Annotated in this window: 14 protein-coding genes and 1 tRNA gene; 6 read left to right on the top strand and 9 right to left on the bottom strand. The window is 71.5% G+C overall.

The window, feature by feature from the left end; all coding sequences use genetic code 11:
* Positions 1–1,452 (top strand): aa3-type cytochrome oxidase subunit I (gene ctaD, locus D581_RS01000000137975; RefSeq protein WP_018961031.1); only part of this gene is annotated, 1,452 nt, incomplete at its 5' end.
* 49 nt (positions 1,453–1,501) lie between these two features.
* Complete coding sequence (locus D581_RS0131120) at positions 1,502–1,843, top strand: hypothetical protein (protein WP_026291073.1); 342 nt, start codon at positions 1,502–1,504, stop codon at positions 1,841–1,843.
* A gap of 85 nt (positions 1,844–1,928) precedes the next feature.
* Here D581_RS0131120 and D581_RS0131115 read toward each other — a convergent pair whose 3' ends face one another.
* The 6 genes from D581_RS0131115 to D581_RS0131090 form a co-directional block, all read right to left on the bottom strand.
* Positions 1,929–2,306: a VOC family protein gene (locus D581_RS0131115; RefSeq protein ID WP_026291072.1), complete on the bottom strand. Its 378-nt coding sequence runs from the start codon at positions 2,304–2,306 to the stop codon at positions 1,929–1,931.
* Positions 2,307–2,335: 29 nt separating this feature from the next.
* Entirely contained in the window at positions 2,336–3,946 is a 1,611-nt protein-coding gene (locus D581_RS0131110) for a sigma-70 family RNA polymerase sigma factor (RefSeq protein WP_018961028.1), read from the bottom strand.
* 264 nt (positions 3,947–4,210) lie between these two features.
* Positions 4,211–4,405 (bottom strand): antitoxin, encoded by a 195-nt coding sequence (locus tag D581_RS0131105; protein ID WP_018961027.1) that lies wholly within the window; start codon positions 4,403–4,405, stop codon positions 4,211–4,213.
* Positions 4,406–4,721: 316 nt separating this feature from the next.
* Positions 4,722–5,747, bottom strand: coding sequence for an MASE1 domain-containing protein (locus D581_RS0131100; RefSeq protein WP_199787855.1), 1,026 nt, complete (start codon positions 5,745–5,747; stop codon positions 4,722–4,724).
* A gap of 63 nt (positions 5,748–5,810) precedes the next feature.
* Positions 5,811–6,644 (bottom strand): PP2C family protein-serine/threonine phosphatase, encoded by an 834-nt coding sequence (locus tag D581_RS0131095; RefSeq protein ID WP_026291071.1) that lies wholly within the window; start codon positions 6,642–6,644, stop codon positions 5,811–5,813.
* 100 nt (positions 6,645–6,744) lie between these two features.
* A complete protein-coding gene (locus D581_RS0131090) occupies positions 6,745–7,365 on the bottom strand; it encodes a DinB family protein (RefSeq protein ID WP_018961024.1) in 621 nt (206 codons plus the stop codon).
* A 149-nt stretch (positions 7,366–7,514) separates the two neighbouring features.
* Between D581_RS0131090 and D581_RS0131085 the strand changes: the two genes are divergently transcribed.
* Positions 7,515–7,784, top strand: a complete 270-nt coding sequence (locus D581_RS0131085) for a hypothetical protein (RefSeq protein WP_018961023.1) — start codon at positions 7,515–7,517, stop codon at positions 7,782–7,784.
* 31 nt (positions 7,785–7,815) lie between these two features.
* Here D581_RS0131085 and D581_RS0131080 read toward each other — a convergent pair.
* Positions 7,816–7,891: transfer RNA gene (locus D581_RS0131080), tRNA-Trp, on the bottom strand.
* A 205-nt stretch (positions 7,892–8,096) separates the two neighbouring features.
* Between D581_RS0131080 and mptB the strand changes: the two genes are divergently transcribed.
* The 3 genes from mptB to D581_RS0131065 all read left to right on the top strand — a co-directional run bounded on the left by mptB (position 8,097) and on the right by D581_RS0131065 (position 12,203).
* Complete coding sequence (gene mptB, locus D581_RS0131075) at positions 8,097–9,611, top strand: polyprenol phosphomannose-dependent alpha 1,6 mannosyltransferase MptB (protein WP_026291070.1); 1,515 nt, start codon at positions 8,097–8,099, stop codon at positions 9,609–9,611.
* Between the two features lie 310 nt (positions 9,612–9,921).
* Positions 9,922–11,598 carry an ABC-F family ATP-binding cassette domain-containing protein gene (locus tag D581_RS0131070; RefSeq protein WP_026291069.1) on the top strand — a complete coding sequence of 559 codons (1,677 nt, stop codon included), beginning with the start codon at positions 9,922–9,924 and terminating at the stop codon, positions 11,596–11,598.
* 35 nt (positions 11,599–11,633) lie between these two features.
* Positions 11,634–12,203 (top strand): AAA family ATPase, encoded by a 570-nt coding sequence (locus D581_RS0131065; protein ID WP_018961020.1) that lies wholly within the window; start codon positions 11,634–11,636, stop codon positions 12,201–12,203.
* On the opposite strand, the gene D581_RS0131060 is transcribed toward D581_RS0131065, so the two are convergent.
* Together D581_RS0131060 and D581_RS0131055 are read right to left on the bottom strand one after the other, a co-directional pair.
* Entirely contained in the window at positions 12,188–12,412 is a 225-nt protein-coding gene (locus tag D581_RS0131060) for a hypothetical protein (RefSeq protein ID WP_018961019.1), read from the bottom strand. The two genes, D581_RS0131065 and D581_RS0131060, sit on opposite strands and share 16 nt — an antisense overlap.
* Positions 12,413–12,528: 116 nt before the next feature.
* A complete protein-coding gene (locus tag D581_RS0131055; RefSeq protein WP_026291067.1) occupies positions 12,529–13,149 on the bottom strand; it encodes a hypothetical protein in 621 nt (206 codons plus the stop codon).
* Between the last annotated feature and the right edge of the window lie 42 nt (positions 13,150–13,191).

Here is a 13,191-nt window from a genome sequence, read left to right as displayed (position 1 = left end):
CTGCTGATGTTCGCGACGCCGCTGTTCGCCGGATTCGCGAACTGGATCATGCCGCTGCAGATCGGCGCGCCCGACGTGGCGTTCCCGCGGCTGAACATGTTCGCGTACTGGCTGTACCTCTTCGGCTCGCTCATCGCGGTGGCCGGCTTCCTCACCCCGCAGGGCGCGGCCGACTTCGGCTGGTTCGCCTACGCCCCGCTCAACGACGCGGTCCGTTCGCCGGGGATCGGCGCCGACATGTGGATCATGGGTCTGGCCTTCTCCGGCTTCGGCACGATCCTCGGCTCGGTCAACTTCATCACCACGATCATCTGCATGCGCGCACCCGGCATGACGATGTTCCGCATGCCGATCTTCGTCTGGAACGTCCTGCTGACCGGTGTTCTGGTCCTGCTGGCCTTCCCGGTCCTCGCCGCGGCCCTGCTGGCGCTGGAGGCCGACCGCAAGTTCGGCGCGCATGTCTTCGACGCGGCCAACGGCGGCGCTCTGCTGTGGCAGCACCTGTTCTGGTTCTTCGGCCACCCCGAGGTCTACATCATCGCCCTGCCGTTCTTCGGCATCGTCACAGAGATCTTCCCGGTCTTCAGCCGCAAGCCGGTCTTCGGTTATATCGGCCTGGTCGCGGCCACCATCGCCATCGCGGGCCTGTCCGCGACCGTGTGGGCGCACCACATGTTCGTCACGGGGGGTGTGCTGCTGCCGTTCTTCTCCTTCATGACCTTCCTCATCGCTGTGCCGACAGGCGTGAAATTCTTCAACTGGATCGGCACCATGTGGAAGGGATCGCTCTCCATGGAGACCCCGATGCTCTGGGCCGTCGGCTTTCTGGTCACCTTCCTGTTCGGTGGTCTGACCGGGATCATTCTCGCCTCACCACCCCTGGACTTCCACGTCTCCGACTCGTACTTCGTCGTCGCTCACTTCCACTACGTGGTATTCGGCACCGTGGTGTTCGCGATGTTCGCCGGATTCCATTTCTGGTGGCCGAAGTTCACCGGGAAGATGCTGGACGAACAGCTCGGGAAGATGACGTTCTGGACCCTCTTCGTCGGATTTCATGGGACGTTCCTCGTTCAGCACTGGCTCGGCGCCGAGGGCATGCCGCGTCGTTACGCGGACTACCTCGACGCCGACGGCTTCACCGCGCTGAACACGATCTCCACCCTTTCCTCCTTCCTGCTGGGCCTGTCGATCCTGCCGTTCTTCTACAACATCTGGAAGACCGCCAAGTACGGTAGGAAGATCGAGGTCGACGACCCGTGGGGCTACGGCCGGTCCCTGGAATGGGTCACCTCCTGCCCGCCGCCGCGGCACAACTTCGTCACCCTGCCGCGGATCCGTTCCGAATCCCCGGCGTTCGACCTGCACCACCCGGCGGTCCGCTCTCTGGAGGAAGCCACCAATCGCCCCCAGGACTCCACGATCGTCGCCCCGGGGGACCGGCACGAGTGAATGCGACCCACGCCCTTGACGGATCGGCGGGGTGGGAGAGGAGGACGGGGTGAAACCCGACGAGGACTGCGCCCGGGGTCTGGCGCAACTGGAAGGCTTTCTGCTGTGGAACGCCGAGGTCGAGAGAGCGCGGCGACAGGCGCGCCGCTTCACCGACCGGTTGCCCTGGTTGACCACAGCGCAGCGTGAGGACGTCGAGCGGGTGTTCATCGCCGAACGCGTCGTCGCTTCCCGGGAGTCGCTCACCCGCATCCGGGACCGCGCGGACGAACTGCGCGAGGAGTACGCCGGGCGTTACGTCCGGCTCCGGGCCCGCTGCGTCGCCGTCTCGGTGGGCGCGGCGGGCATGGCGATCTGCGTCGGCACGGCGCTGATGTTGGTCCTGCGCTGAGCCCGGCGGGATCCCGCCGGGCTCTGGTGCGGCCGCCGGCCGGCCGCACCGGACGGGCCCGGGTGCGCGAGGGGAGCCGGAACGGTCAGTGCCGTACCAGGCAGAAGGGGTGCCCGGCGGGGTCGGCGTACACACGCCACCCGCGCGCTTCGTCCCCGGCGTCGAGCAGGGACCCCCCGCCGGCCAGAACCACCTCGTGCGCCCGTTCCTGGTCGGTGACGCCGAAGTCCAGGTGGAACTGCTGGGGCGGGTCCTGGCCGGGCCAGTCGGGCGGCCGGTGGTCGGTCACCCGCTGAAAGGCGAGGACGAGTCCACCGGGCGTGTGCAGCGTGGACCAGTCCGCGTCGCACGCCCATCTCCGGTCGGCGCGGTCGACCTCGCCCCCGAGCAATGACGCGTAGAAGTCGGCCAGTTCCTTCGGGTCCGGGCAGTCCAGTGCCACGCACTCCACTTGAGCGATCATGGCGGCATCCTAAGGGGTGTCCGGCGGGCTCAGCGGGCCCCGAACACCTGGGTCCACACCGGACCGCCGCCCGAGTTCTGCTTGCCGACGCCGATCTCCTTGAAGGAACAGTTGAGGATGTTCGCGCGGTGCCCCGGGCTGTCCATCCAGGACCGCATCACGTCGGCCGGGGTCTGCTGGCCCTTGGCGATGTTCTCGCCGTAGGTGGACCACCGATAGCCAGCGGCGCTGATCCGGTCGCCTGGATCCCTGCCGTCCTGCGAGGTGTGCGAGAAGTAGTCCTTGGCCTCCATATCGGCGGAGTGCCGTTGCGCGGCTGTGTTGAGCTGATCGTTGACGGTCACCGGAGCGCAGCCCTCCTTGGCCCGCTCAGCGTTGACCAGATCGGTGACCTGACCGGCTGTTCCCGCCGGTGCGGGCGGTGCGGGCGGTGCGGGCGCCGGTGGGTCCGGCTTCGGGGCCGCGGCGGCGGTGGTGGGCGCGGGTGGTGCCGGGATGCTCTTCTCCGGCTTGGCCTTGGGCGTACGCGGGGGACTTGGCGTCGGGGAGGCGCTGGGCGACACGGACACGGAGGCCGAGGAAGACGGGGACGATGTCGGTGAGGCCGAGGTGGGCGCGTGGGAGCGGGGGGCCGGAGCGTCGGCGGTGACGGTCGTCGCGTCCCGGTCGCCGTCGTCGGTGTAGAGGTGCACCGCCGCGCCGCCCGTGCCGAGCGTGGCGACCGCGACCACGGCGGCTATCGCTGAGTTACGACGGCGTCGTCGGGCCTGCACCCGTCTGCGCCCCGCGCGCCCCGCCCCAGTGCCGTGCGAGCCAGGACCGGGCACCTGGAGTTGCGCGGCTGCGGTGAGCAGTTCCGGAGCGGCCACCGCTCCGGCCGCGGCCACCGGGACGAGTGCGAGACCCACCAACAGTCCTTCGGCGGGAACAAGCCCCGCGCGGTGCCCCGAGCACACCGTGCATTCGCGGGCGTGGCGGGCCAGCCGCTTGCGCCACAGGGCGGAGGGGACGCCGTCCCAGCCGACGGCGATGTCCTCCAGCAGCGCGCACGGCGGTTCGGCCGCCAGCGCGCCCACCACGACCCTCGCCGCCTCCAGCTGGGCCTTCATCCGCTGCACCCGTACGGCGGTGTGCTGCGGGGAGAGTTCGAGTGCCGCGGCGACCTCGGCACGGGACAGGTGCCCTGCGGTCTCCAGCCACCACAGCGACAGCAGGGCGCGGTCGTCCTCGTCCAGCCAGCGTGTCGCCTCCGCTACCTGGCGACGCTGGCCGGTCAGGCCCAGCTCCAGGATCGTCACCTCGACGAAGTCCGCCCGGGGATCCGGCAGGTCGTACGCGGCGTCCAGCCGGTCCGCCGGTATCGCACCGGACTGTCTGTCACGCCAGTGCGCGCGTATCTCGTTCATGGCTATCGCCACCAGCCAGGAACGGAAACGCTCCGGGGCGCGCAGGTCGGGCAGGCCCCGGAGCATGCGCAGCACCGTCTCCTGCACTACGTCGTCCACGTCCGCATGACCGTCCAGCGCACGTCCGACGACGTTGTACAGCAGCGGCAGGTACGCCGAGACGAGCTGGTCCTTGGCCTGCTGGTCGCCGCTCTGCGCCGCCGAGATCACGACCGTCGGGTGATCCTTGCCCATGCTGTACTCACTCTTCCGGGGTCCGGTGCTGTCACTTCCCACACTCGGGAGACGGGGTGCGGGCGGGACGATAACAAGAATCCGGCGGGCAACCCCGGGAATCTTCGCCGTCACCCCCGCCACGGGTCTCGTTCGCGACCCGTGGGTCCGTGTGCGCGGGGGGCTCGACGTACACCGCACACCGGGCCGTGCCACGGATCGCATTCCGTGGCACGGCCCGGTGTGCGGGACGGACGGCGGCCGTCCGGTCACCGGCGGGGCGGCTCAGGCGCGGGGCGGCCCGTCCTGGTCGCGGTCCGCCCCGAACTGCTGCTTGAGCCTGTCCTGACCGGTGTCGACGTGACTCTTGTACTTGCCCTTCGTACGGCCGTCGACCATGTCGCCGGCCTTGTCGATGCCCTTGCCGACATGCTCTTCGTGGCCCTTGAGCATCTTCTTGATCTTGTCCAGTGCGGACATGCGTCCTCCTCGTCGACTCTGCACCCCCTGTCTCAAGGGTCACCGCACCGGGCACCGCCCGCATCCGCGCCCAGGGACGACGAGTACGCCGACAGGTGGGACGGGGGCGGCCGGGAAGTGTGAAGCCGCGCCGACTGGGCACATACCGGTTGACCAGGAGGAGGTGGTGGCAATGGGCCGCATCCGAGTTGTCGTCCGTCGTCCCCCGCCCCCTACGGGGCCGCCGCCGCTGGATCTGCGCACCCCGTCCGGCCGCCCCCTGCCGTACTGACCGCCGGCGTTTCCCGCCCTTCCAGGCACCTGTGCCTTATACGCGCTACCGGGGGTCCGGGTGGGGGCCGCCGTCGAGAGGGCCGTGCCGCCGTCCCCTGTCCTCGTACCGCGTCGCGGCCGGTCCCGACAGCGGTGCCAACTGCTCCACCAGGGCCTCCAGCTCCTCGACGGCGTACTCCGTCTCGCGGCGGATGTTCCTGTGCTCCGCGACGACGGCCCCGAGCAGCAGCGCGGTGAGCGCGACGCTTCCGTTGAGCAGGGAGAGATTGGCCATGATCTCCATCAGGCTGTGCCCCGCGAACGGCCCAACTCCATCCGTACCGGCGATGACGGCGAGCACCGAGACGACCAGGGCGCACGGAGCGCTGCCGGGCAACTGGAAGCGCAGGGCCGCCCAGATGATCACCGGGAACACCAGATAGATCATCGACAGCGAACTGCGCGTAGCGAGCAGCGACGACACGACCACGACGACCGCGAGGACCGACGCCTCCAGCCACCGGTCGGACGGGCGGGGCCACCGCACCCCGCGCAGGACCAGCAGCACGGGGGTGACGACCAGGACCCCCATCGCGTCCCCCGCCCACCAGGACGACCAGACCAGCCAGAACCGTCCCGGCGGAACCTTGCCGTCGAGCAGCAGCGTGAAACTCCCGATGGCGGCGCTGATCAGCATCCCCGCGAACGCGCCGAGGAAGACCAGGCAGACCCCGTCCCGCAGCCGGACCAGCTCACTGCGGAAGCCGACCCTCCGCAACAGGGCGTACGAGGCGACCGGGGCGACCGTGTTGCCGAACATGATGGCCAGACTGCTCACGGTGAACGCACCGCCGGTCTCGAGGACTGCGAGCAGCGCGCCCAGCGCGATGCCCGGCCAGACGCGGACGCCCAGGCACAGCAGTGCGGCCAGGGCGATGCCGGTGGGCGGCCACAGGGGTGTGACGACCGCGCCGTCCACGACGACCTGCCGCATCAGCCCGAGATGCGCCGACAGGTAATAGGCGCCGGCCACGCCCAGGATCTGCGCCACGTACACGGCCCGACGTCTGGCTTCCTCAGTGCGGATCACACCACTCATCAGACACCGGCCGCGATGGGGCTCGGCAGGTGACACGCGCGGCACGGTCCGGCGTCACCGCGGCCCGCGGCCGGCGGCGGCATGCCGCAGGACCAGCACGGCGGCATCGTCCTCGTGCCCCGTCACCTCCGTCGCGCGCAGGACCTCGTCGGCCAGCTGCGCCGCGCCTGCCCCGACGTGCGCGGAGACCAGCTGCCGTACTCGCTCCAGGCCGTCCTCGATCAGCAGCGATGGCCCCTCGACGACCCCGTCGGTGAGCAGCACGATCGCCCCGTCGGAGTCGAGGGTGCGCCGGGTGACGGGATAGTCCTCGCCCGGCTCGATGCCCAACGGCAGGCCGCCAGGGTCCTCCGTGACACCGGACCGACCTTCCGTGGTGGCCCACACACACGCCACGTGCCCGGCCCGCGCACTGTGCAGCTCCCAGGTCGTCGGGTCCAGTCGCATGAACGTGCAGGTCGCGAAGAGGCCCGAGTCCACGGAGACCAGCAGATCGTTCGTCCGGCCGAGGATCTCGCCCGGATCGGACGCCGTGCCCGCGATGGCCCGCATCGCGATGCGGACCTGCCCCATGAAGGCGGCGGCCTCGACATCGTGCCCCTGTACGTCGCCGATGGCGAAGCCGAGGGCCCCGTCCGCGAGCGGGAAACCGTCGTACCAGTCGCCGCCGATGTCCAGCCCGTGGCGGGCGGGCGCATAGCGTGCCGCGGACTGGAGACCGGGGACCGTGGGCAGGGCCGCCGGCAGCATGTCGCGCTGGAGCGCCTGCGCCAGTTCCACCCTGGCCTGGTGGAACTCCACCTCGCGCCGAGCGCGGGCAGTGAGGTTCTGCAAGGTGTTGAGCAGGTCTTCGGCGCTAGCTGAGCGGGGAGTCCGACGCCGGTTCATGTGCCGCTCCGCGGTGCGTTATGTCCCTGAATCATAGGGCGGGCACCCTTGAGCGGCGACTGCGGGCGCATCCGCGTGCACGCGGCCCCGGGGGCGCCGCTCAGGACCGCCGGGCGCGGTACAGATCGCGGAGCAGGGCGATCTCGGCACCGTGGTGCAGCACCTCATGGTTGACCCACCAGACGATGTCGACGAAGGGATCCTCGGCGTCGCTGCCGTTCGGATACGTGCTGTACCCGACGGTGTCCAGGGCCACGTCGTCGGCGGTGAGGAGGGCTGCGCGCCAGGCTGCGGACGCGGTCTCGAAGGCGGCCACCGCCCCGGCGGCGTCCCCCGGAGTGCGGTAGCCGCCGCGCGTCAGCGCCCTGCTGCCACAGGTGTGGTCGGCACGGAGAGTGAGCATTTCGGCGAGATGGCTCAGGCGCCACGCGATGGTGGTGAACGGCGGAGGGAACGGATGCGGGGAGTCCGCCGAGTCCCGGCCCCAGTCGCCGGCTCCCGCCAGAACGGTCGCCCGCGCCCCGGGGGTGTCGCCGCGACGGCGTACGGACCAGCAGTCGGGCACGGGTTCCCAAAGGTGTTCGTCGTCGCCGAGAGGGGTGACGCCGATGTCGACGCCGTTGCCGCTGTCCATGACGGGACCGGCCAAGCGGGCCAGGAGCCGCTCGCAGGCGAAGTCGAACTGCTCAAGCAGCGGGATCAGACGTGGTGGGAGGATCATCGGTGGAGCGTGTCACGGCGACCGGGCGGACGCGCGCCCATTTCCGGCGGCCACCGTCCCGCTCGCCCGGACCCGCGTCGTGCGGCGGACACTGGCCGGATGGACCCTCGTACCGAGCCGTTGTCAGTGCCCGGTGGGATGCTGCCCGCATGGACGAGCTGATGAGGCAGCGACGGGTGTACGGCACCGACCACGACGACCCCCGCCCCGGGCCCAGACCGGGGCACGACTACCGGGAACTGGTCGGCGGCCCGCTCGATGGGCTGCTGCTCGACGTCACGGGCTGGGACGAGGCAGACCTGCGCGAGGGTGTCGGGCTGGTCACCGAGATCGGCGCCTACGGGCCCGGAGGACGCGCCGAGTACGGACCGCGGTCGCCGGACAGCCACCAGTGGGACTGGCGCGGCGACGTGCGGTGAAGGGGTGAGTGGGTGAAGGGTCGGGTGGTGATGGCAGGGGCGGCAGGAATCGAACCTGCGACATACGGTTTTGGAGACCGCCGCTCTGGCCGCTGAGCTACGCCCCTTGGTTACGGGTGAAGCCTGACACGCGCGCGCCCGCACGCCAACGGATTTACGTGTGCGCCGCGTTGAACCCCGTCGCGCGAACCGGCCCCTCGGCCGGCCGGGGCTCCGGACGCGGCGCAGCGCCTCCTCCGGGACACCGGGCAAGCCGGGGGAGGCCGGGGAGGCGCTACGGCCGGTCCGGGCTGTCCGATAGGTTGGCCGGTCATGTGGGCTTTGAGCGCGGTCGGGCACCGTCGGCTGGGTGCGGCAGGATCGCTGGCGATCGTCGCCGGCGGCTGGTTCGCCGGAAAACTGCCGGTCCATGACCCCTGGGGTCTGTGGACCGACCACGGGTCCGCCACGAAGGCGGCGGCGGCCGTCCTCGCCTACGTCGGACTGACCGTGCTCGTCGTGGCCTGGTGGCAGTACGGCAAGACCGCCTCCACGGCCCGCGAGACCCTCGTCACCCTCGCCTGGTGGACGGCCCCGTTCCTGCTCGCGCCCCCGCTCTACAGTGCCGACGTCTACAGCTACATCGCCCAGGGCTCGATGGTCGTCGAAGGGCACGACGTCTACACCGTCGGCCCCTCCGCCCTGGACGCCGGGGGAATCGGCGGCGACGCCGCCGCGAGCGTGGGCAACCACTGGCGCGACACCCCGGCCCCGTACGGACCGCTCTTCCTGCTGCTCTCCGCGGCCGTCGCCTGGATCACCGGCGGCACGATCGTCCCCGCGGTCCTGGCGATGCGGCTCGTCGCGCTCGTCTCCCTCGCCCTGATCGTCTGGTCCCTGCGCCGCCTGGCGCGCGAACACGGCCGCAGCGAGAGCCGCGCTCTCTGGCTGGGAGCGCTCAACCCGCTGCTGCTGATCCACGTGGTCGGCGGCGTGCACAACGACGGGCTGATGATCGGTCTGATGCTCGCCGGCCTGGTGCTCGCGCTGCGCGGCAGGTGGATCGCTGGCAGTGCCCTGGTCGGCCTCGCCATGATGGTGAAGTCCCCGGCGGCCGTGGCACTCCTGTTCATCGGGGTTCTCGTGCACGCGTCCGCGACCGGCCCCCAGTGGCGCCGCTGGGCCAAGGGGCTGCTCGCACCCGGCCTGATCGCCTGCGCGGTGGCCGGAGGGGCCACACTGGTCAGCGGCACCGGATTCGGCTGGCTCCGCACCCAGGGCGTCGCCGCGAACATCCACACCGCGCTCTCCGTCACCAGCGACGTCGGCCTCGGACTGGGAGAGCTGGCCCAGTTGCTCCTGGGCGTCGACGCGGAACCCGTCAAGTCCGCCGTCCAGACCCTGGGCCTGGCGGTGGCGCTCGGTGTGATCGTCGTTCTGGCCCGCCGTGCGATGCGGGGCGGTATGACGCCGGCCCACGCTCTCGGCCTCTCCCTGCTCGTCCTGGTCGCCCTCTCGCCCATGGTCCAGCCCTGGTACCTGCTGTGGGGCATGGCCGTCGTCGCCGCGACCGAACAGTACGGCCGCCTCTCCGCCGTCCTGATCGTGCTCTCGGCGGCGCTGGTGTACGAGACCCACCCCATGGGCGCCACCCCGCCCTACGGATTCGTCCTGGCCGGCCTCGCCGCCGTCCTCGGCACCCTCGCGCTCCGGCGTACCCCCGTCGTGCCGCCCGGCGTCCGGCCGCCCGGCCAGCGGGGGCCCGCAGGCCCGGCGGGCTCGGAGGAGAACCAGGGCGCCTCCGCGCCCACCGCCTCGCCCGCCCGGGCGCCGCAGAGCGCTCCCTGAACACATCCTCTCGACGCCCGGCAAGATCATCGGCTATGCTGCGCGGGTCCTTGTTGTCTCCGATAGAGGTGGACGTTGCGCATCTGAGGTCCGCGATCATCGCGCGGTACGGCCCTGGCCCGTACACGGTCACAACGCTGTCGGCATTTCTGCCGCCCGTGACTTCCGCGTGGATGCGACCTCGGTGCTGAGCCGTCCCTCACCTTCGCAGGACTGTTCTTCCCACCACCTTCCGGCCCCGGCCGGGTCGCCGCGTGCTGTTCGCATACGAAGCCCCCCGTTCCTCCCCGCTTCCGACTGCGAGAACCACATGAGCCATCCCACCGCGCCCAGCGCCTCCGTGGCAGCTTCCAACCTCACCTTCCGGTGGCCCGACGGCACGAACCTCTTCGACGGGCTCTCCCTCACCGTCCCTCGGGGCCGCACCGGCCTGGCCGGAGCCAACGGCGCCGGCAAATCGACCCTGCTGCGCCTGTTCGCCGGGCTGCTGCGCCCCTCGGAGGGGTCCGTCACCGTCGGCGGGAACCTTGCCTACCTGCCCCAGAACATCACCCTGGACACCTCCCTGCGCGTCGACGCGGCCCTCGGCATCGCCGAGCGGCGGGCCGCCCTGCGCGCCATCGAGTCCGGAGACGTCCGGGAGAAGCACTTCGAGACGGTCGGGGACGACTGGGACGTCGAGGAGCGCGCTCTGGCCACTCTCGGCTCCCTCGGGCTCGGCGCCGTCGAACTGGACCGCACCGTCGGGCAGTTGTCCGGCGGAGAGACCGTCCTGCTGCGGCTGGCCGCGCTGCTCCTGGAACGCCCGGACGTCCTCCTCCTCGACGAGCCGACCAACAACCTGGACCTGTTCGCCCGGCGCAGGCTCTACGACGCCGTCGACTCCTGGCGCACCGGCATCCTGATCGTCGTCAGCCACGACCGGGACCTGCTGGAGCGGGTCGACCGCATCGCCGAACTGCGATCGGGCTCGGTCAGCTGGTACGGGGGCGGCTGGTCCGCCTACCAGGAGGCCCTGGCCACCCAGCAGGAGGCCGCCGGGCGGATGCTGCGCGCCGCCGACGCCGACGTACGCCGTCAGCAGCGCGAACTGGAGGAGACCCGGATCAAGGTCGCCCGCCGCCAGCGCCACGACAAGAAGCTCGACGGCCAGCGGAAGGCCCCGCGCATCGTCGCCGGGGAACGCAAGCGCTCGGCCCAGGAGTCCGGGGACCGGCTGCGCGGCCTGCACGAGGACCGGCTCGACGAGGCCCGCGAGCGAAGGGAGGAAGCCGCCGAAGCCATACGCCGGGACGCCGAGATCAAGGTGAGCCTGCCCCACACCGCGGTGCCCGCGGGCCGCACCGTCCTGACCGTACGGGACCTGAGCCTCCCCTACGGGCGGCTGCGTGAGGGCAGCCTCCAGGTGAAGGGACCCGAACGCATCGCCCTGGTCGGCCGCAACGGGGCCGGCAAGACGACGCTGCTGCGGGCGCTCACCGGGGAGCTCGCGCCGAGCACCGGGGAGGCCACGGCGGCGGTACCGCTGAAGTTCCTTCCGCAGCGGCTGGACGTGCTCGACGACGCCCTGAGCGTCGCCGACAACGTCGCCCGCACCGCCCCGAGCACCACCGACAACCAGATCCGCTCCCAGCTCGCCCGGTTCCTCTTCAAGGGGGCCCGCGCGGAGCAGCCGGCGGGGACCCTCTCCGGTGGCGAACGCTTCCGGGCCGCCCTCGCGGCGACCATGCTCGCCGCCCCCGCCCCGCAGTTGCTTCTGCTGGACGAGCCGACGAACAACCTCGATCTGGCCAGCGTGCGGCAGCTGACGAGTGCCCTGGAGTCCTACGAGGGCGCGCTCGTCATCGCCAGCCACGATCTGCCCTTCCTGGAGTCCGTGGGCGTCACCCGCTGGATCCTGCTGGACGACGCACTGCGCGAGACCGACGCCGAGGAGGTCCGCGAACTCTTCGGGAGCCCGCAGTCGACCCCGGCGGGCACGGCGTGACACCGACTGCACGATCGAAGAAGGAGGAGATCCGGATGAGCACCGACCTCGGCCCCTGTGTCGTACTGATCACCGGAGTGATGGCCGCGGGGAAGTCCACCGTCGCCCAGCTCCTGGCGGAGCGCCTGCCACGCGCGGTCCATGTGCGCGGAGACGTCTTCCGCCGCATGATCGTCTCCGGCCGGGCGGAGATGACACCCGACGAGGCGGCGGAGGCGCGGCGCCAGCTCGACCTGCGCCAGCGGATCTCGGCACAGGTGGCCGACGCCTACGCGGACGACGGATGGACGGCCGTCGTCCAGGACATCGTCCTCGGCGAGGACCTGCCCCGCTACGTCGACAGGGTCCGCACCCGCCCGCTCCACGTCGTCGTGCTCGCTCCCTCACCCGCGACCGTGCGCGAGCGGGAGGAAACGCGGGCCAAAACGGGGTACGGGGAGTGGACGGTCGAAGCGTTCGACGCGTACCTGCGGAGCGGGACGCCCCGTATCGGCCTGTGGCTGGACACATCCGGCCAGACGCCCGAGGAGACGGTTTCGGCCATCCTCGACGGGCTGCGCGGTGCGGGAGGTTCAGGTGATGCGGCCCCTCAGGCCGCTTCGTAGTGGTGGGCACGCGCGCCCCGCCACTCCACCCAGACCGGGTTGTCGAGGATCCGGTCCGCTTCTTCGAGGCCGGCCTCGTTCAGGAACACGATCACGTCGTGGTCGCTGTGGGCCAGCCCGAGTATCTCGTCCCGGCCTTCGTAGTGCACGGTCACCCGGCGGCCGCCCGAGGGGGTCGGCCGGTGGATGACGATCGGGGGATTCGCCATGGGTCCACCCTGCGACGCGCCCCGCACCCTCGCATCCCCGGCCCGCCCCCTACGACGGCGGGCAGAAGCCGCTCCTGAAAGGGCCCCCGTGCCCTCCCCGGGGGCCGGGGAGGGCTTCAGCGCCCGGCGGTCGTGAGTTCCACCGTTGTGGTGACGCGCACTACGGAGGGCCTGCGCGGGGCAGAGCCGAACCCGAAGGCGACGGGCGGATCGAGCGGGGCGAGCCGCCCCAGACCCGCCCCGTCCAGCACGGCGTTCGCGGCCACGACCGGCCGCAGCCCCCGCGCCCCGTACCACTCCCGCCGCCCCGGGCCCGCGCGGCCCAGGGTGCGTACGCCGGGCATCAGCAGCCGGGCCGGGCCATCGCACAGCGCGGCCCAGAGCGGGCTGCGGGCGAGCGGGGCCGGTACGGCGGACAGCAGCAGGCCGAGGGCGGAGCGGCGTCCCGTCCGCAGCCGCAGACGCAGCGGCCCCGCCTCGACGAGCCAGGTGTCGCCGGCGCCGGTGACGGCCACAGGCACTACCTCGATCCGGTCGAAGCGGTACGTGGCGGCGACGAAGTCCGCGATCCGCCGGGACGGGGCCAGGAGGACCCGTACGCCGTCGGGATGCTCGACCATGACGTCGCTGAACGCTCCGAACGGTGAACGCGGCCAGTGGCCGACCACCAGCCGGGTGCCCGAGGCGCTCCCCACACCGGCGATCCAGCCGTCGAACCGCAGTCGCTCACCTGTCACGCCCACCAGTCTCCTCCGTCACGGGCGGCAGGGGAGGACCGG

This window comes from Streptomyces sp. CNB091 (assembly GCF_000377965.1).
This window is presented reverse-complemented; position numbering and strand designations above follow the sequence as displayed.